The sequence below is a fragment of the Flavobacterium anhuiense genome (assembly GCF_050990855.1).
Lineage (GTDB): Bacteria > Bacteroidota > Bacteroidia > Flavobacteriales > Flavobacteriaceae > Flavobacterium > Flavobacterium anhuiense_C.
On record NZ_CP158861.1, the window covers coordinates 1,109,482 to 1,128,774 of the forward strand.

Below are 19,293 nucleotides of genomic sequence, written 5' to 3' on the forward strand. Positions count from 1 at the left end.
AATTAAATTCGAAAATGAAAATTCAAATTATCAATAAATCACAGCACGATTTACCAAATTACGAAACGATTGCATCTGCAGGAATGGATTTGCGTGCCAATATTATAGAACCAATTACGTTAAAACCTTTAGAAAGAGCTATTGTAAAAACAGGACTGTTTATTGAATTGCCAATTGGTTATGAAGCACAAGTAAGACCAAGAAGTGGTTTAGCGGCAAAAAAAGGAATAACTGTTTTAAATTCTCCTGGAACTGTTGATGCAGATTATAGAGGTGAAATAGGAGTAATTTTAGTAAATTTATCTAAAGACGATTTTGTAATCGAAAATGGAGAACGAATTGCGCAGTTGATCATTGCAAAACATGAAAGAGCGGAATGGATAAAAGTTGAAACACTTTCTGAAACATCTAGAGGAGAAGGAGGCTTTGGAAGCACTGGAGTGAAATAATATAAAAAGAAAGACCAAACCCAATGAAGATTTTTATAGTCTTCTCATAAAATCAAATTAAAAAATGAAGATAATTGTGCCAATGGCAGGCCGTGGATCAAGATTAAGGCCTCATACACTAACGGTTCCAAAACCGTTAATTCCAGTTGCAGGAAAATCTATTGTACACCGTTTAGTTGAAGATATTGCCAAAATATTGAAAGAACCAATTGAAGAAGTTGCTTTTATTTTAGGAGATGAAGCTTTTTTTGGAGCAGATGTTGTAGAAAGTTTAGAAAATTTGGCACAAGGATTAGGAGCAAAAGCATCAATCTACCGTCAAGATCAGCCTTTAGGAACAGGACACGCAATTATGTGTGCAAAAGATTCTTTGTCTGGACCAGCAGTGATTGCTTATGCAGATACATTAATTAGAGCAGATTTTGAATTAGATCCAGAAGCAGATGCTGTAATTTGGGTTAAACAAGTAGAGCAACCTGAAGCTTTTGGTGTTGTAAAACTAAACCAGAATAACGAAATTATAGAATTGGTTGAAAAACCAAAAGAATTTGTAAGCGATTTAGCAGTTATCGGAATTTATTATTTTAAAGAAGTTGGAGTTTTAAGAAACGAACTTCAAAATGTTTTAGATAATAATATTCAGAATGGTGGCGAATACCAGATTAATGATGGTATCAAAGCGATGATGGCAAACGGAAAAGTATTTAAAACAGGAAGCGTAGACGAGTGGATGGACTGCGGTAATAAAGATGTTACGGTTGAAACCAATACTAGAATGTTAGGATTTTTACATAATGATGGCGAGCATTTAGTAGATTATGGTGTTACATTAGAGAATGCAACAATTATTCCTCCTTGTTATATTGGAGAAAATGTTGTTTTGAAAAATACTACAGTTGGTCCAAACGTTTCTCTTGGGAAAGGATGCCACGTAACAGACAGTACAATCAAAAACAGTTTGGTACAGACCTATTCTCAAATTAAAAATGCAAATCTGGATAATGCAATGATCGGAAATCATGTAAGTTACGATGGTAAATTTACAAGTATCAGCATTGGAGATTATGCGGTTTTAGAATAAAATAAAATTTAGCAGAATTTCGTTTTGTTTAAAATGTAATTTTTACAAAAGATGAAAAAAGGAGTTTTTACAGTTTTGTTTTTTGCTTTATTCAGCACGTCATTTTCGGTTTTTGCACAGACAGAACCCGAAGATATTGCTATGGCAACAGACGAATATCAAGACTCTTTTTATGAATCATTAAAACAAAAAGGAATTGAAAATTATGATAAAGCTATTGTATCATTGGAGAAATGTATCAAACTAAAACCCAATGATGCAGTTGCTTATTTTGAATTAGGAAAAAATTATTTCGCGCTTAAACAATATCAGAATGCACAAGATGCTTTTGAGAAAGCAACACAGCTTGATCCGAAAAACAAATGGTTTTGGCTTGGAATTTATGATGTAAGTTACGAGACAAAAAACTATCCGTTAGCCATTGAAATTATTCAAAAAATAATTGTTTTTGACGAAGAGTATAAAGACGATTTGATTTCGTTGTACATGATTACCAATCAGTATGACAAGGCGTTGACCGCGATAAATGAAATGAACGACAAGTTCGGAAAATCAGCTGATCGTGAAATTTACAAAGCACAGATCTTATCGCAAGGAAAATATCAGAATGCTGAAATTGACAATTTTTTAGATCAAATTAAAAAAAATCCTAAAGAAGAATCAAATTATGTGAATCTTATTTTCCTGTATTCAAAGAATAACGAAAACGAGAAATCGCTTGAAGTAGCAAAACAGTTAGCAAAAGAAATCCCAAATTCAGAATGGGCTCAAGTAAGTTTATTTAAAGGATATTTGGATGCCAATCAGGCAGATAAAGCTATAAAATCGATGAATGTGATTTTAGCCAGTTCAAAAATCGATTCAAAAATCAAACATAGAACTTTGAATGAGTTTTTGATTTATGTAAATAAAAATCCACAGTATTCTGCCGATTTAGAAAAAGCTATTTCTTATTTTGATAACGACAAAGATGTTGATGTTGCCAAAGAAATAGGGAAATTTTATCATAGTAAAGGACAGTTTGATAATGCGATTAAATATTATGAAAAAGATTTAAAAGCAAATTCTGATACCGATTTGGAGAGCAATATGCTATTGTTAGATGCATACGCTCAGGCAAAACAATACGATCCAATGACCAAAAGAGCGATGATGCTGATTGAAGTTTATCCGAGTCAGGCTCAGTTTTATTATTACGCAGGTTTAGGAAGCAATCAGCTGAAACAGTTTAAAAATGCAAAAACCGTCTTAGAAATGGGGTTAGATTATGTTGTAGATGACGTAAAATTAGAATCCAATTTTAATATTCAGTTAGGAGAGGCATACAATGGATTGGGAGATGCAAAGAAAAAAGAGGAATACTTTTTGAAGGCAAGTGAACTATTAAAGAAGAAAAAATAAAAAGAGAATTCAGATGAAAAAATATATATCAATACTAGTATTGTCTATTGCTATAATTTCATGTAAATCAAAAGCAGTAGCGGTGCAAGGTAATACAAGCCAGACAGTTGCACCAAAAGAAGATAAAAAAGTAATTGAAAAGCATTATGATAATAAGCTAGATTTTTCTACATTATATATTAAAGCAAGTGCCAAATATGTTGATGAAAAACAAAGTCAAAATGTTACAGCAGAAATTAGAATCGAAAAAGACAAACAGATTTTAATAAGTGTACGTTTCTTAGGAATTACAATGGCAAAAGCCTTAATAACACCTTCTGCAGTAAGTTACTACGAAAAAATAAATGGTACTTATTATGAGGGTGATTTTACAAGTTTAAGCAAATGGCTTGGAACAGATTTAGATTATAATAAAGTTCAAAATCTATTGGTTGGAGAAGCTTTTGACGATTTAAGAAAAGGAAAATACACACAGACCATTGTAGACAATCTTTTCAGATTAGACGAAGAAAAAGAGGCTAACTTAAAGAAAACCTTTTTCTTAGATGCGGAAAAATATTTGATTCAGAAAGAAGAGATTTCACAGCCATCAGAAAACAGAACTTTACAAATTGCCTATTCAGATACTAAAACTTTTGAGCAAGGAACATTGCCAACAAGTATCGAAATCAATGCCGTTCAGCCAAAAGGCAAAACAAGTATTAACTTGAATTACAACAATATTTCATTTAATGAAGAACTTTCTTTTCCGTATAGTGTTCCAAGCGGTTATAAAAAAGTTACAATTAAGTAAATTTGCAAAAATAAAAACAGAAACATGCCAAAATTTCTCCTAAGCCTAGTTTTAGTTTGTGCCACTACATTTGTATGGGCGCAAGATTCGCAGCAAGAAAAACTGGAGCAGCGTAAAGCTCAAATTCAGCAGGAAATCAGAGACAACGAAAAGATGCTTCAGTCTGTTCGTAAGAAAGAGAAATCTGCTGTGAATGAATATTTAATTCAAGCAAACAAAATCAAGCTAAAAGAGAAATTGATCAATACTACAGCAAAGCAAGAAAGATTGATAAGTAATGACATGTACATTAATCAGGTTCAGGTTAATAAACTTAAAAAAGAGCTAAAAGTTCTAAAAGAAGATTATGCCGAGATGATTTTAAAATCGTACAAAAGCCGTTCTGAGCAAAGTCGTGCAATGTTTATTTTATCTTCTGAAAGTTTCTTGCAAGCTTATAAAAGAGCACAGTACTTAAAGCAATATACTACTTTTCGAAAAAATCAAGGTCTTGAAATTCAATCTAAAACAGCTCAATTAGTTGATTTTAATGCAAAATTGGATGGACAAAGACAGGTAAAAAAGAAGATTATTGCCGAGAACCAAAAAGAAAAAGTAACACTTGAAGTAGAGAAAAAAGAACAGCAGAAACTAGTTAATTCTCTTAAAAAAGATAAAAATAAAATTGCTGCCGATATTCGATCCAAACAAAGCGAATCTAAACGTATTGATAGACAAATTGATCGTTTAATTCGTGAAGCCATTGCAGAAGCAAATAGAAAAGCAGCGGCTGAAAGAGCAAAAGCTGCAGGTTCTACTGAAACAAAAGCAGCACCTGTTTCTTCTTCTAAAATTGTAATGACTCCAGAAGATAAAGTTCTGGCGGCAGATTTTAAAGCGAACAGAGGAAGATTGCCTTGGCCAGTAGAAAAAGGATTTATTTCTCTTGGATATGGAGACCAGCCGCACCCTCTGCATCCTTCAATTACAGTACATAACTCTGGAGTAGAGATTACAACAGAAGATGGTGCAAGTGCAAGAGCAGTATTTGCTGGAGAAGTTTCTAAAGTAATCGTGTTATCTCCGGTGAATAAGGCAGTTGTAATACAGCATGGAGACTTTTTCACGGTATACCAAAATTTAAGTTCTGTTTCGGTTAGTCAGGGAGATAAAGTAACCATCAAACAAAATATTGGAAGAGTAAGAACAAGCGGTGATACGGGGAAAACAATTATCAAATTCTTGATTCTGCAAAATACTTCAAATAATAATCCGGAAGGATGGCTGCAAAGCAGATAAAAAATTAAAGGGAGCATTAGCTCCCTTTTTTATTTCTGTTAATTAATCGTATTGTTCTAAAAAATATTTCACAACATCGGTTGTGGTTACTATTCCTTTGAGTTCACCATTGTCGACAACAGGAAGAGCATGAAAATCTTCTTTTACAAAAATCGCTGCTAAATCTCGAATGATAGTATCTGGCGATACTGTTTTTGGTTTTGAAGTCATTACCTGAGCAATTGTCAACATCTCTAATATGGCTTCATCAGCATTTTCCTGGCCTTCAAACAAGGCTCCAAAAGTAAGTCGGTTAATATCAGTTCGACTGATAATTCCAATTACTTCCTTTCCTTTAACAACTGGAATGTGGCGAATTGTATGGCTTCTCAATTTTTCAACCACTGTTTTAAGATCATCTTTTTCATTTGCAGTGATTACGGTTTTAGTCATGATATGACTAATAGGTTCTCTTTTTTTCATGATGCTTAGGTTATTATATTTTATCAAAGGTCTACAATGTTTAACACATATAATATGATTTTTATCATGGCTAAGTGTTGAAATTAAGGTAATTATGTGGTTTTTTTATTTGAAAAAAGAAGAGAAAGAGAATAATATGTTGAACAAAACAATTAGCAGATAGAAAAATCGCTCGATTGTTCATTTAGAATTGTTCGGAGTGAAATTTAAAAGTAGTATTTTTGCAGTATGGAAACAAATAGACAGAAAAAAATAGGCGGTGTTCTTCAGAAAGATCTGGTTGACATTTTGCAAGGTGAAGTGAGAAAAAACGGAATTACGAACTTGGTAATTTCTGTATCCAAAGTGAGTGTAACTACAGACTTATCTGTAGCAACAGTTTATTTAAGTATTTTTCCGCAAGAGAAAGCCAAAGAAACTTTAGAAGCAATAAAAACCAATACAACTTTAATCAAACATGATTTGTCGCAACGTGTGCGTTTGCAATTGCGTCGTGTTCCAAATTTGGTATTCTTTATTGATGACTCTTTAGATTATATTGAGAAAATCGACAACGCGCTTGCAGGAAAAGAAAATCCAATAGAAAATCGTGATCTTTTAGAAAAGAGAAGAAAGTCGTAATTTGAATTTTCCTTTATACATAGCCAAACGTTATATTTTTAGCAGCAGTAAAAACAATGCTATTAATATTATCAATCGTATTGCCAGCATGGGAATTATTGTTGGTACGATGGCTTTGTTTGTGGTTTTATCTGTTTTCAGCGGATTGAAAGTTTTTAGTCTTTCGTTTACCAATGAAATAGATCCAGATCTAAAATTGGTGAGCACTTATGGAAAATCTTTCCTCTTTACTTCCGATCAAGAAAAACAGATAAAGCAGATAAATGGTATTGCTTCTTACACCAAAATTATAGAAGAGCGTGTTTTGTTTTTATTCAAAGACAAACAGCAAGTTACGTACTTAAAAGGAGTTGATAGCATTTATCCTGTTGTCAACGATATCAAGAAAAAATTATTTAATGGGCAATGGCTCAAACCAGATAGTTTTCAGGTTGTAATAGGTTACGGATTAGCTCAGAATTTCTCCATGGGAATTCTTGATTTTGAAAACCCGCTTCAGATTTTTGCTCCTAAGCCAGGAAAAGGAGCTATTGAAAATCCGGAGGAAGCTTTTACAAAAACGGATGTTTTGCCTGTCGGAATTTATTCCATCAGCGAAGATTTAGATTCAAAATATGTATTTGCAGATTTAGGTTTGGCACAGGAATTATTAATGTATAAACCCAATCAAATTTCGGGAATTGAATTCAAACTAAAAGATAACGCAGATGAAGCAGCAATAAAGACACAGCTCAATGCTATTTTTAAGAATAAAATCACTTTAAAAAATAGAGCACAGCTAAATGAGTCTTTGTATAGAATGCTTAATACCGAAAACATTGCAGTTTATCTGATTTTTACCTTAGTAATCATTGTGGCGCTTTTTAATTTGATTGGAGCTTTGATAATGATGATTTTAGAAAAGAAAGGTAATCTTAAAACGCTTTTCAATTTAGGGACAGATATTACTGATCTTCGAAAAATATTCCTGCTTCAAGGAACTTTATTAAGTGTTTTTGGAGGATTGATAGGACTTGCTTTAGGTATAATTCTAGTAATTTTGCAACAGAAGTTTGAACTTATCATGATTACTCCAACTTTAGCTTACCCAGTTGTTTTTACAGTAGAAAATGTTCTAATTGTGATGACTACTATTATATCATTAGGTTTCGTTGCTTCTTTAATTGCAAGCAGCCGAGTAAGTAAAAAGCTTCTTAATTAATAACTACTTAAGAAATATTAAGTATATTTACCGCCTTAAAAAACTACAGCATATGATTGTTTCTGCCTAATCCTATTTTATTTTTTAGAATAATTAGGATACTTACGTTTACTTTTTTAGTTCAGATAGTTACTACATCTGGACCAATTTTATCATTTATCCTAAAATATCATGACAGAAACAACTATAAAGAAAAGCTTCTTTTCTAAAATTTTTACCACTTTAAAACAAGCCCTAAAAGGTGACGAATCTTTTGACTATACTTCTGGAAGTATAAAAAAAGCCGTAATTCTATTAGCCATTCCAATGGTTTTGGAAATGATGATGGAATCGGTTTTTGCATTAGTAGATTTGTATTTTGTTGGGCATTTAGAACATAGCAGTTTTGCCATTCAGACCGTTGGTTTAACCGAATCGGTACTGACTGTAATTTACTCTCTTGCTATCGGAATGAGTATGGCAGCAACAGCTGTCGTAGCACGACGCATTGGAGAAAAAGATCCTGTCGCTGCCGCAAAAGCAGGAATGCAAGCCATTATTATTGCATTTGCAGTTAATAGTGTATTGAGTATTTTCGGGATTATTTACGCCAAAGATATTTTGATTTTAATGGGATCCTCAATAGAATCGGCAGAACATGGCTATCGATTTACACAAATTATGATTGGTTCGAGTTTGTGTATTATGCTTTTGTTCTTGATAAACGGAATTTTTCGAGGAGCAGGAAATGCAGCAATCGCGATGAAAAGTCTTTGGATTGCCAATATCTGCAATATCATTTTATGTCCTATTTTAATTAATGGCTTTGGGCCAGTTCCAGCTTTCGGATTAATTGGCGCTGCTTTGGCAACCACAATCGGAAGAAGTATTGGAGTTATCTATCAAGTGTATCATTTGTTTTTTGGAAATGGAGTTCTAAAAATTAAGATTTCATATTTCGCTCCAGATTTTCAACAAATAAAAGCATTAGTAAAAATTGCAGCTCCAGGAATTTTACAATTTGTAATTGCTTCTTGCAGTTGGATTTTCTTAGCACAATTGGTCGCAACAACAGGAGGAGATCATGGTTCGGCAGGATATCAGACGGCTTTGAGAATAATGATGTTTTTCATTCTACCAGCTTGGGGATTGAGTAATGCAGCTGCTACTTTGGTTGGACAAAACTTAGGAGCCAAACAAATCGAACGTGCCGAAAAATCGGTTTATACGACAGCGAGATACAATGTAATTTTCATGGCTTCGATTATGGTTATTACTTTAGCTTTTGGACAATATATTATATCATTTTTTACGAATGATGAACAAGTAAAAACCGTTGCGATTGAAGCTTTACAAATTATGAGTATCGGGTTTATTTTCTACGGAATTGGAATGGTTTTGATCAATACTTTCAATGGAGCAGGAGATACTTGGACGCCAACGGGAATTAATTTCTTCGGTTTTTGGTTGTTTCAAATTCCTTTAGCTTTTGTATTGGCAAAACATTTTAATATGGGACCAACCGGAGTTTTTATTGCCATTCCAGTTGCTGAAACTGCGATTACCTTGGCAGGAATCTTTTTTTATAAAAGAGGAAAGTGGAAGAGAGTTCAGGTATAATAAATAAAAAGACTTTCACTGAAGGTTTTTATTTTGTAAGAAATTTATATTAAATTTGTTTTTACATTTTGATGAAATAAAATTTCTTATGATTAAAATTAATTTAGAAAACACTTTTGAAGCAACATATGTAGGCGGCAATTTTGACCAATATATTTTTGGATCTGTTCTAAAAGATGATACAATAATTCAACTTAAAGTTCAGTTTACAAATATTGAGCAATCCTTATTGCCAAATGTATACAATTTAGCTTTTGGACCATTTGATGCAAATGGAAAAATAAATGATTCAATAAATCTTAAACATAAAGACATTAGTAAAGTTTTTTCTACAATTATCTTGTTTTCCATAACTTTTCTAAAAAACAATCCTCAGGTGAAAATTGGTATCGATGGTTCAGATGATTTGCGAGCTAATTTATATCATCGAATGTTTAGATATAACTATAAAGACTTACAAGATTTTTTAGTGATTATTGGTGTAGATTGGTATGTGAGATTATTAAGAAATGGAACAATTGAATTAGATAGTAAAGGGTTGGCATTTTTTAAACCCAAACCAGAACTTTTTGATTTTCAAAGAAAAAATAGTGACCTTTACAGATATTATATGTTTAATTTGAATCAATAATGTTTAAATTTGCTATATGAAAGAATCAATTCAAAATAAGATTAATAAAATTCAGGAAATTGCATTAGCATCTGCTTCGAAAAAAGATATTGAAGGTATTGAACATATCGTAGAAACAAATAATAATAACAACTTGATTAAATCAATTCGAAATGCAAAAGAAGCCGAACTTTTTTTTTCTGAATTAAACTTAGTTATTGATCAGGCTAAAAGAAATTCAATTAAAAATACTTTAAAATAAAGTTCCATTCTATATTCATATAAAAAAAGACCTTCAATATTTTGAAGGTCTTTCTATTTTAAACCTTTGTCAAAGTTTTAAACTTTGACAAAGGTTAATCATTATTTTTTAAACAAATTCATATCCCGCGTAAACCTGTTCAATTTCTTTCATAATAGCGAATAAATCTTCAGGTGCATCAGTTGTAACTAATTTTTGTTTGAACTCTTTAAACGAATGGATTCCTTTGAAATAATTGGTATAATGGCGGCGCATTTCTACAATTCCCAAACGCTCGCCTTTCCAATCCATAGACCATTGCAAATGATTTCTGGCCGCTTCAACACGATCAATAACCGTTGGAGCAGGTAAGTGCTCACCTGTTTTGAAATAGTGTTTTATTTCATTAAAAATCCACGGATAACCAATCGCAGCACGACCAATCATGATACCGTCAATTCCGTATTCGTTTTTATATTGTAATGCTTTTTCAGGACTGTCGATATCGCCATTTCCGAAAATTGGCATTGTAATTCTTGGGTTGTTTTTTACACGCGCAATGTGCGACCAATCAGAATGGCCTTTGTACATTTGGGCGCGAGTTCTTGCGTGAATAGTTAAAGCTTGAACTCCAATATCCTGAAGTCTTTCAGCAACTTCGTCAATATTAATAGAGTTTTCGTCCCAGCCTAAACGCGTTTTTACGGTTACAGGCAAATCAGTTCCTTTGATAACTGCTTGTGTCAAACGCACCATCAAATCAACATCTTTTAAAACTCCTGCTCCAGCACCTCTGCACACTACTTTTTTTACTGGACATCCAAAATTGATATCAACTAAATCTGGTTTTACAGTAGAAACAATTTTAGACGACATTTCCATTGCCTCTTCATCACCACCAAAAATCTGAATTCCAACAGGACGTTCGTAATCAAAAATATCCAGCTTCATGCGGCTTTTTATAGCGTCACGAATTAATCCTTCCGACGAAATAAATTCAGAATACATCATGTCAGCTCCGTGCGTTTTGCATAACCTGCGAAACGGCGGATCACTTACATCTTCCATCGGTGCGAGTAATAAAGGAAATTCGGGTAATTCTATGTTGCCAATCTTGACCATCTTCGTAATTTTTTGCAAAATTACAACTTTTAGTTCAATTAAAAAGATTCTAAGCTTCTAAGATGCTAAGGTTCTGAGTTTTTATCCTTGTCACATATTTAAAAAGAAAAACTTAGAGTCTTAGAATCTCAGTATCTTAGCAACTTATAATTAAGATCTATAATCAAAAAATCGAATTGGTTTTCGGCTCATTGGATTAAAAACTATTGGGTTTAGAATCTCTTTTGGAACAAATTCTATTTTTGGAGTTACTCTCAATTTTGCTCTAAAATGATCTTTTATTTCTTGAAGAAATTCTGGAGATTGGTTTTTCACAGCAATTTTAATTAAGATTTCATCTGTACCTAAGTCGTTGGTTGAAATTTCAATTAAATGATTTTCAATATTATCAAAACTGCTCAAAACATCATTCATCGCAGGCGGATATAATGTTGTTCCTTTATATTTGATCATTTGTTTTTTACGACCGATAACTGGTCCAACGCGCAAAGTATTTCTTCCACATTCGCAAGGTTCATCATGAAACTGGACAATATCACCTGTTTTAAAACGAAGTAAAGGCATTGCTTCAATACCTAAAGTAGTAAAAGTCAACTCGCCTGTTTCACCGTTTTTAACTGGCATATTGTCTTCATCTAGAACTTCAACAATAATTAATTCTGGATGATGATGCCCGCCTTTTCCATGTTCGCATTCTGTAAAAGCAGTACTCATTTCAGTAGAAGCATAAGTCGAAAACAGCTTAATATTCCATTTATCGGTGATTTTTTTCGATAGAATATTCATTGAAAAATCTTGCTCTCTCAAAGATTCTCCAATACAGATTGCACCTTTTATGCTCGAATTATTATAATCGATTCCGTGAATTTCAGCGTATTCAATTAATTTCAAAAGGAAAGAAGGAACCGTAATTAAATAACTCGGATTGTATTTTAAAATCGAATCCCATTGCATTTCTGGAATTCCAGCTCCAACGCGAATAACACCAACTTTTAGTTTTCGAAGACCAAGAAAATAAGCCAAACCAGCCATAAATTTTCGGTCAATTGTAGTCATTAATTGTACCACATCGCCTTCTGCAATTCCAGCGCAAGCAAACGAAATCGCTTCATTATAAGCTAGTCTATCTAAGTCAGAATCAGTTAAGCCAAAAGTAACAGGATCTCCCAAAGTTCCAGATGTTGTAGCATAATCGATAATTTTATGTTGGGGAACACACAAGAAATCATCATTATACTGCTGCAAATCTTCTTTGGTTGTAACAGGTAAAAATTGTAAATCTTCCAGCGTTTTAACTTTCGAAATATCAATATTTTGTCCAGCAAAAAGTCTTTTGTAAAAAGGAGAATTCTCGCTGATATAAGCTAAAAGTTCAACTAATTTTTGTTCTTGAAAAATTTTAATTTCTTCTAAAGAATCTTTTTCTATTGCTGGAATCATTGTAATTTTCTTTTGACTTTTTTTAAATATTTTTCAATTTTTTCTTTTTCAGGAACCGTTGTAATTTCATGTGTTAAAGCCTTTTCAAAATTCAGCTTTGCCTGAAGAAATTCCTTTTTTTGGTAAAAGTACAATCCTGTCTTATAATATACAACCCAATAATCAGGGTTTAACGCTTGATAATTCTGAAGAAATTCTGGAGAAATGGTTTCTTTTTTTTCTAAAACGGAATCTATTTTGCTATCTTCAATTTTAAATTTTTTAAAATTCTGAAAAGCAACCGTTTCCAGAAAAAGATCTTTGGCAATATTCAGATTTTCTTTCTGAAATGATTTTGCTGTATTTTGGCTTTCGCCGAAAATAGAATTCAAATCATAACAAACAAATTCGCCCAATTGAAACGGATTTGCAGAAACCCAAACCAATTTTTCTTTTGGTTTAAAGATAATTCCGTGATGCGCCAAAAGCTGATTTAATGCTTTTTCGTTACCAAAACCCAAAATTTCATTTTTTAAACCGTCTTTATTTCTGAGAATTTCCGAGGCAATTTCAGGATTTACTTTTGGATTTTCAGATAGCAATTCCTGCATTCTTTCATAACGATATTCAGAATGGCTGTTGGTTATTTGCTCCAGATTTCGTTTATCATCTTTGAAAGCTTCTCCTTGAAAATGATTCGAACAAATTAATTGATCGCTATTTGGAACATCGTAAACGTCCATTTTATTGGGCGAAACTTCAATTAAAATTGCTTTGTTATCATTGGCGCTTCCAACCATAATCGATTCAGAAACAAATACTTTTCTTTTTTTTGCAATAGCAATTGCTTCCTCTAGATTTTTGGCATGCTGTAAAATTTCACGAGTTAAAATCGAAATCGGAGTTTTCGCGCTAAGCGGAATTTTAGATTTTGAAGCATTGATAGTAACCGTCAAACCTTCGAGATTCATTCCAGAAACGGCTCCAATCATTCCAGGCCATGTAACCATCATAAACGGAAATCCCTGTTCTGGTTTTATAAACGCCGCTATTTTATTTTCCGCGAAAGCGTCATTCACATAAAAATCAAAATTACGGGCTAAGATTAAATTTCCATCTTCCGATTTTTCATTCCAAGCTGCAAAAGAAGAACAGCCAACCAAGGCTAAATCCTGAAGCGCATGACCAATATCGTGTGCCGCATGCAAATACAAACCGCGCTGATATTGGGGTGCGATATTATCAAATTCGTTTGAAGTGTATTGAGAAACACCATAAATCTCCGTTTGATATTCGTCGGGAACATTTAAATACAGTTTGCGATTGTACCATTTTAAAAACTGGCGTAGCATTTTCTGCTGGAATTTTGACGGAATAAGATCTGTAATTTTAGAGAAAAAAATGCGCTGCTGCTTTTGCAACAGCGAGTCGGTTAAGGCACCAGTTGAAAGACCGATTTCCAACGGATCTCCTTCGACATACAATTCCCAAAGTCCTTGTTTATTTTTCAAAAGCGAATTTTTTCCAGAAAGAAAAATGCTGTCTGATACTTTCTCAACGACAGGTTTTGTAGCATTGAATGCAGCAAGATCTGGTTTATGATTTTTTGATTTTGAAGTACCACAGGAAGTCAGCAAGCTTAAAAAACCGATAAGGAAGAGGTAAAAAATTCGGTTTTTCATAATGACTTATTCTGATGCTTTTTTAATTTTTTCGAGCAGATAGTCTTTTCCTATAATTTCAGAGCAAGTTAGGACCGCTCCAACCGTAACTCCCAAGACACCATGCATGTTAATACTTTGGCCTGTAAGATAAAGATTTTCTACCTTAGTTTTAGTCGGAATCATCGTTTTCATCGGATTATTTGAATCTTTAACATATCCGTACATATTTCCGCCGTCTCCGCCAATGTAATCGCGATAAGAAAGTGGCGTAGAAGTGTGAACCGATTTGATACAATCCTTTATTCCTGGAAATTTTTTCTCGATTTCTTCTAAAAATTTTGCTGCTTTTTTGGCTTTAAATTCGTCGTAACTTTCTCCTCTTTCCTTTTCTTCAAAAGTGGTGTTAAACGTGTTTTCCCAAGCTTTAACATCATCATATTTCATGTAGGTTAAAAACGTCATTCCGTCTGCCCATTCTTCCTCTTTTTTTGACGGATTCATAGAAGCCATAAACGTTTTTGGCCACGAATTTTCGTCGTATTCGTAAGAAGTCCAAACATCATTGGCACTTTTAAAATGGTAATAATTATGATTGATGTATTTGAAAGTTTTGGGTTTGAAAACAATATACAAACTGAAAGCAGAAAGTACACTTTCCAGATTCTGAATTCTATTGAAAAAGGGTTTTCTGAAATTTTCCTGCCCCGCCATTTTTAAAGTCGTTTTCGGTTCAATATTCGAAATGAAATATGTTCCAGAAACTTCTGTTCCGTCTTTCATTTTGACCGAATTTACTTTTTGATTTTCAACTTCAATCTCCGTTACTTCTTTATGTTTGAAGAATTCTCCTCCGAAATTTTTCAGCTGTTTCAGAAGCTGTTTCGTAATCTGACTTCCACCATTTACGCATCTCCACGAACTTTCAATATACGAATTGACCACAAGTGCGTGCACATAAAAAGGCGATTTTTCGGCTATTCCGGCATAAAGAAAATTGGATCCTGCCAAAACCGCTTTTAGTTTCTCGTTTTGAGTAAAAGAATCGATGGTTTCTTTCGCGTTAAGCGTTAGAATTTCGTCATCATATTTTCCTTCAGATTCTAGATTGTAAAGCGGAAATGTTTTACAAACTGCTTTTATTTTCTGGCAATAACGTTCTAGATTTTCTTTTTCTTCAGGAAAATATTGAGTTAGTTTTTCAATGAAATTTTCGAAACCTTGGGCATGTGGATATTCGGTTTTATCGTCATCAAAAGAAATCATATCAAAACCATTTACATCCATTTTTTTCAGATTCAAATGATCCATTATTCCAATATATTTGAAATATTGATGCAGATTCTGGCCTTCGCCTAAACCTCCGATATAATGAATTCCAGTATCAAAAATGGTTTTATCTCTTACGAAAGTCTGAAGATTGCCGCCATATTGATTGTTTTTTTCGAGTACACAAACGCTGTAGCCTTCTTTTGCCAGAATAACAGCGGAAACCAATCCGCCTAAACCGCTGCCAATGATGACTACATCGTACTGTTTTTTCATTTATTTTTTCTTTAAAATGATTAAAGCATTTTCTTCAGAAACAATTTCAAAATCCTTCAACTGATTTTTTAAACAAGAACAATTCACTAAAATTATAGAAAAAGCGGTTGAAATTACTTTTTCGATTTCCTCTTCATAACTTTCATCAGAAATTAAAAGAATATCGTAATGATTTTCAAGCGCCGATTCTAAATTTTCGAGATAATATATTTTTCGTTTGCTAACGATATAATTCGTTTTGGCAACCAACAATTTCTCTTCATCATTTATAAAAGAAAACACTTTTCGCTGTGGTTCTTGCAACGTCAACAAAACATCCAACTGTCCGTAATCATTTCCTAAATGAAGCACTTTTGCTTTTGGCGCAATGTGCTTGTTTAGATCATAATACGTTTCGAGATTTTGTTTTAAATCTTTTTTGACGCTATTTCCAATTTCGATTTCTTTATAATCGTAACTGTTAATGAGCATGGTTTTATAATAATCTGGACCTTCGAGCTCTTGTCTAATTTTGCGATATTCTGCTTTGAAGAATGAACTAATTTGTTTGGTTTTTTCGGTATAATTACTTCCGAACGAAAGATTTTCTGGTGTGATTCTTTCTAAAATAGTAACCGTTAATTTTCCGTGATGAATGACAAAATCACCTTTTGGAATTAATTCTGAAGCACCATGAATAACTACAGGAAGAATATCTATTTTAAATTCTTCGGCAAGGAAAAATGCACCTTTATGAAATCTTTTTATAACATTGTTTTCTGATCGCGTTCCTTCTGGAAAAACCATTAATGAATAGCCTTCGTTTACTTTTTTACGTAAATGTTCAACGCCGCCTTCAAGACCTTCAGAAACAGGATAAAAGCCTGCTTTCCTTACAACGCCACCAAAAACAGGAGAGTTGTAAACCCAGTCGCTCACTAAGAAAATGATTTTCGGACTCAGCATTCCGATGGCTAAAATATCTAGAAACGAAGAATGATTAGCAATGATTACGGCTGGTTTTTCGAAAGTTTCATTGAAATTATTAACGACTTTTTTGCGAATAAACGGATTCGAATACAATACCGATTTCATGAATTTTGAAACCACATATCTAAAAGCTTTCATTTTTGACTTTTTACTGAAAGGCAAAATCGGCATTATAGTAAAACTGAAAATAGACATTACGATTCCACCCAAACCATAATAAGCAAACGAAATTACGCCGTGAATAAAAGTGCGCAATTGAAACGGCGGATTTCCTTTTTTTGGTCGATTGGATAAAAACAATTTGAATAAAATCGGATAGAAAATAAACGTTATAATCAACGCCGCAAAAACCCCAATCAAAGAAACCAATGAAATGGAAGTAAGGGCAGGATGTTTTGCAAAGATCATCGCGCCGATTCCGAGAATTGTTGTAATTACTGCCAGGATAATTGAAGTTCTATAAATGGCAATTTCGTTAACTCCGTTCGAATATTCTTTTTGCAATGCGCTTGTCATGAAAATACTGAAATCGACTCCGTGACCAAAAATCAAAGTGCAGACAATCATACTGAAAATATTCATTTGAATGCCAAAAATGCCCATAATTCCTGCGGTTACAATTCCTGTTAAAGCAATTGGAATACAACTGATAATGACCAATTCGATTCTTCGGAAAAAGAAAAACAGAATTAAAATTACGGCAACAAAAGAATAATTTACAAGCGAATTGAAATCGGTTTTTAAAGTGCTGAAAAACGTTTCGTTCATTTGCTGACGATCAATTGCAATTACGTTTTCTGTTTTTGAAGTAGATTTTACAAAAGCATCACGTTGCTCTGGAGCAACTTTTACTAAAGTCGAAATGGTATAAAAACCGTTTTTTTCTGTAATGAATTCTTGCAGCTGAAGTGCTTTTATTTGAAGATAATCTTTGGCAGAAATAGGTTTGAAATGGGAATCTAATTGGTCAAAAAATAAATTGTACGTTGAAGGTTTAAAACCAAGTTTAGCGCCTTCAGCAATTAATTGTGATTTTACGAATTGTTTTTTCTGCGAATTCCAAAATGAATTCCATTTCTCGATTTTTTGAAGCTGTTCTTTTTGCGAAAGCACAATTCCGCCAACTGAGCTGAAATTTAAGATTTTGTTCTCTTTTTTCTCTGTATTTAAATTTTCGAAAAGACGACTATTATGCTGCAAAGCTTCTTCCATCGTTTTTCCATAAGAAGCCACATAAATGGTTTTGGAAGTTAAACTCGTGCTTTCTTCCAATTGTTTTTCGGCGGCTTTAATTTCTTTCGGAATAAAATTCAGCTGCGATAAATCGTTATTAAAGCCAACATCATTATAAGTAAAACAACAAATAATGGTGATGATAATACAAAGACCGATTAAGATTTTATTATTGTGAAAAGAAAAATGAGCCATTTTATCGATCACATTTTTCTTGTGTTCTGACGGATTTTCTTTTGGCTTGTATAAATGCGGAATAATTAAAAGCGAGAAAATAGCTGAAGCCATAACAATAACTGCCGCAAAAATTCCGAGATCATTCAACGCATCCGATTTTACAAAAAGCAAACATAAAAACGCAACGGCAGTTGTAGAACTGCTCATGATTACGGGCATTGTAATGTCTTTGTACAATGTTTTTACATCGCTATTGTGTTTGTAATGCGTGAGAATATGAATCGAATAATCTATTGTGATTCCCAATAAAATAGAACCAATTCCTAATGAAATTGCCGAAATCTGTTCTCTCACGAAATATAAAAAGGCAACCGCAAATAAACCTCCAAAAACCGTTGGAAGAAAAATAATTAGTGGAATTAAAACTTTTCGATAAAATAAAATCAGAATCAGCATTAAGGTAAACATCGCGATTGATGTTGTTAAAATAATATCTCCTTTAATCTGATTGGCATTGGCAACGGCAATTAGCGCCGAACCAAAATAACTGATAGAAGTTTTGCCTTTAAATTTCTGATTTAGATTTTCTTGAATCGATTTTAGTTTTTCGGCAAAAATGGTATTCTTTTCTGTTTCGCTCGAAGGAATATTTGAAGTAATAAAAAGCAGTAATTTCTTTTTGTCCTTCGTCATTACAAAACCATTTTCTAGCGTAAAATCGTCACCAATATTTAATTGCTGTAATTTTTTTAAAGCAATAAACGAAATTCCAAATGGATCTTGCAGAATAAAATCTTTGGTTATAAATCCAGACGGAGAAATAATCGATTTGTAATTTCCTTGAACGGTTGCTGCAATACTGTCTTTTTGAATTTTGTTTTCGATGGCAGCATAATCTTTGTCGTCTAAAAAAAGAGGAAGATTATTATAAACAAAATCAATAGTTTCTTGAATGTTTTCTTCGTCGATTTTCCCTTGAATTCCCGTTATATATGGTTTGCAAGATTTAGAAACGCTGTCTGAAAATACAGTTGCCATTTCTTTTAAATCTTCGGCAGAACCGTTTTTATCCAAACTAAAAATTACGGTCGTTTTATCAGCAAAGTTTAATTGTTTTAAAACTTTGGCGGTAACATCGGTTTTGTCGTTGGTCGGAATAAGTTTGGTAATGTCTTCTTCAAATTTTAATCTTGAAGCGAAGAAGCCAAAAACAACAAGCATCAAAATAGCCAAAAGAACCGACAGAGATTTTCTTCGGGTTACAAACAAATGAATGGCGTAGAAATAGTGATGCATGGTTATTTATTAATTTTTTACGACAGATTAAAAGATTTGCTTTAGTTTGTCACCCTGAGCGAAGTCGAAGGTCGTTCCAATTGGACGTGGGCTTAGACTTCGCTCAGCCTGACAAACTGGATGTAAAAATTATTT

16 protein-coding genes are annotated in these 19,293 nt (G+C 33.1%); 10 read left to right on the forward strand and 6 right to left on the reverse strand.

Annotated elements, in window-relative coordinates; all coding sequences use genetic code 11:
- Window positions 1-14 precede the first annotated feature (14 nt).
- The 5 genes from dut (at window position 15) to ABTV69_RS05075 (ending at window position 5,002) form a co-directional block, all read left to right on the forward strand.
- Entirely contained in the window at window positions 15-449 is a 435-nt protein-coding gene (gene dut, locus ABTV69_RS05055) for a dUTP diphosphatase (protein ID WP_433834572.1), read from the forward strand.
- A 64-nt stretch (window positions 450-513) separates the two neighbouring features.
- Window positions 514-1,530: a sugar phosphate nucleotidyltransferase gene (locus ABTV69_RS05060; RefSeq protein WP_433834573.1), complete on the forward strand. Its 1,017-nt coding sequence runs from the start codon at window positions 514-516 to the stop codon at window positions 1,528-1,530.
- A 51-nt stretch (window positions 1,531-1,581) separates the two neighbouring features.
- Window positions 1,582-2,931 (forward strand): tetratricopeptide repeat protein, encoded by a 1,350-nt coding sequence (locus ABTV69_RS05065; RefSeq protein WP_433834574.1) that lies wholly within the window; start codon window positions 1,582-1,584, stop codon window positions 2,929-2,931.
- Window positions 2,932-2,944: 13 nt separating this feature from the next.
- Window positions 2,945-3,724: a DUF4292 domain-containing protein gene (locus ABTV69_RS05070; RefSeq protein ID WP_433834575.1), complete on the forward strand. Its 780-nt coding sequence runs from the start codon at window positions 2,945-2,947 to the stop codon at window positions 3,722-3,724.
- 24 nt (window positions 3,725-3,748) lie between these two features.
- The gene (locus ABTV69_RS05075; protein ID WP_433834576.1) at window positions 3,749-5,002 is read left to right on the forward strand and encodes a murein hydrolase activator EnvC family protein; all 1,254 of its coding nucleotides are present in this window, start codon (window positions 3,749-3,751) and stop codon (window positions 5,000-5,002) included.
- A 42-nt stretch (window positions 5,003-5,044) separates the two neighbouring features.
- Here ABTV69_RS05075 and ABTV69_RS05080 read toward each other — a convergent pair whose 3' ends face one another.
- Window positions 5,045-5,464: a CBS domain-containing protein gene (locus ABTV69_RS05080; RefSeq protein ID WP_433834577.1), complete on the reverse strand. Its 420-nt coding sequence runs from the start codon at window positions 5,462-5,464 to the stop codon at window positions 5,045-5,047.
- Window positions 5,465-5,692: 228 nt separating this feature from the next.
- On the opposite strand from ABTV69_RS05080, the gene rbfA reads away from it, so the two are divergent.
- The 5 genes from rbfA (at window position 5,693) to ABTV69_RS05105 (ending at window position 9,757) form a co-directional block, all read left to right on the forward strand.
- On the forward strand, window positions 5,693-6,085 hold the full coding sequence (gene rbfA / locus ABTV69_RS05085) for a 30S ribosome-binding factor RbfA (RefSeq protein WP_144216310.1): 393 nt from the start codon (window positions 5,693-5,695) through the stop codon (window positions 6,083-6,085).
- 1 nt (window position 6,086) lies between these two features.
- Entirely contained in the window at window positions 6,087-7,286 is a 1,200-nt protein-coding gene (locus tag ABTV69_RS05090) for an ABC transporter permease (RefSeq protein WP_433834578.1), read from the forward strand.
- 171 nt (window positions 7,287-7,457) lie between these two features.
- Window positions 7,458-8,885 (forward strand): MATE family efflux transporter, encoded by a 1,428-nt coding sequence (locus ABTV69_RS05095; protein ID WP_433834579.1) that lies wholly within the window; start codon window positions 7,458-7,460, stop codon window positions 8,883-8,885.
- Between the two features lie 88 nt (window positions 8,886-8,973).
- On the forward strand, window positions 8,974-9,516 hold the full coding sequence (locus ABTV69_RS05100; RefSeq protein WP_433834580.1) for a DUF6934 family protein: 543 nt from the start codon (window positions 8,974-8,976) through the stop codon (window positions 9,514-9,516).
- Window positions 9,517-9,532: 16 nt separating this feature from the next.
- Window positions 9,533-9,757, forward strand: a complete 225-nt coding sequence (locus ABTV69_RS05105; RefSeq protein ID WP_433834581.1) for a hypothetical protein — start codon at window positions 9,533-9,535, stop codon at window positions 9,755-9,757.
- A gap of 108 nt (window positions 9,758-9,865) precedes the next feature.
- On the opposite strand, the gene dusB is transcribed toward ABTV69_RS05105, so the two are convergent.
- The 5 genes from dusB to ABTV69_RS05130 form a co-directional block, all read right to left on the reverse strand.
- Window positions 9,866-10,858, reverse strand: a complete 993-nt coding sequence (gene dusB, locus ABTV69_RS05110; RefSeq protein ID WP_144216300.1) for a tRNA dihydrouridine synthase DusB — start codon at window positions 10,856-10,858, stop codon at window positions 9,866-9,868.
- Between the two features lie 150 nt (window positions 10,859-11,008).
- Window positions 11,009-12,298 (reverse strand): phenylacetate--CoA ligase family protein, encoded by a 1,290-nt coding sequence (locus tag ABTV69_RS05115; protein ID WP_433834582.1) that lies wholly within the window; start codon window positions 12,296-12,298, stop codon window positions 11,009-11,011.
- Window positions 12,295-13,959 carry a C45 family autoproteolytic acyltransferase/hydolase gene (locus ABTV69_RS05120; RefSeq protein WP_433834583.1) on the reverse strand — a complete coding sequence of 555 codons (1,665 nt, stop codon included), beginning with the start codon at window positions 13,957-13,959 and terminating at the stop codon, window positions 12,295-12,297. The genes ABTV69_RS05115 and ABTV69_RS05120 overlap by 4 nt, the downstream gene beginning before the upstream one ends.
- A 6-nt stretch (window positions 13,960-13,965) precedes the next feature.
- Entirely contained in the window at window positions 13,966-15,483 is a 1,518-nt protein-coding gene (locus ABTV69_RS05125; RefSeq protein WP_433834584.1) for a phytoene desaturase family protein, read from the reverse strand.
- Entirely contained in the window at window positions 15,484-19,158 is a 3,675-nt protein-coding gene (locus tag ABTV69_RS05130) for a 1-acyl-sn-glycerol-3-phosphate acyltransferase (RefSeq protein WP_433834585.1), read from the reverse strand.
- Window positions 19,159-19,293 lie beyond the last annotated feature (135 nt).

Coding starts and splice junctions, on each gene's coding strand:
- dusB (WP_144216300.1), bottom strand. CDS start 10,858: ATGGTCAAGATTGGCAACATAGAATTACCCGAATTTCCTTTATTACTC.
- ABTV69_RS05075 (WP_433834576.1), top strand. CDS start 3,749: ATGCCAAAATTTCTCCTAAGCCTAGTTTTAGTTTGTGCCACTACATTT.
- ABTV69_RS05060 (WP_433834573.1), top strand. CDS start 514: ATGAAGATAATTGTGCCAATGGCAGGCCGTGGATCAAGATTAAGGCCT.
- ABTV69_RS05070 (WP_433834575.1), top strand. CDS start 2,945: ATGAAAAAATATATATCAATACTAGTATTGTCTATTGCTATAATTTCA.
- ABTV69_RS05100 (WP_433834580.1), top strand. CDS start 8,974: ATGATTAAAATTAATTTAGAAAACACTTTTGAAGCAACATATGTAGGC.
- rbfA (WP_144216310.1), top strand. CDS start 5,693: ATGGAAACAAATAGACAGAAAAAAATAGGCGGTGTTCTTCAGAAAGAT.
- ABTV69_RS05120 (WP_433834583.1), bottom strand. CDS start 13,959: ATGAAAAACCGAATTTTTTACCTCTTCCTTATCGGTTTTTTAAGCTTG.
- ABTV69_RS05095 (WP_433834579.1), top strand. CDS start 7,458: ATGACAGAAACAACTATAAAGAAAAGCTTCTTTTCTAAAATTTTTACC.
- ABTV69_RS05080 (WP_433834577.1), bottom strand. CDS start 5,464: ATGAAAAAAAGAGAACCTATTAGTCATATCATGACTAAAACCGTAATC.
- ABTV69_RS05105 (WP_433834581.1), top strand. CDS start 9,533: ATGAAAGAATCAATTCAAAATAAGATTAATAAAATTCAGGAAATTGCA.
- ABTV69_RS05130 (WP_433834585.1), bottom strand. CDS start 19,158: ATGCATCACTATTTCTACGCCATTCATTTGTTTGTAACCCGAAGAAAA.
- ABTV69_RS05125 (WP_433834584.1), bottom strand. CDS start 15,483: ATGAAAAAACAGTACGATGTAGTCATCATTGGCAGCGGTTTAGGCGGA.
- dut (WP_433834572.1), top strand. CDS start 15: ATGAAAATTCAAATTATCAATAAATCACAGCACGATTTACCAAATTAC.
- ABTV69_RS05065 (WP_433834574.1), top strand. CDS start 1,582: ATGAAAAAAGGAGTTTTTACAGTTTTGTTTTTTGCTTTATTCAGCACG.
- ABTV69_RS05115 (WP_433834582.1), bottom strand. CDS start 12,298: ATGATTCCAGCAATAGAAAAAGATTCTTTAGAAGAAATTAAAATTTTT.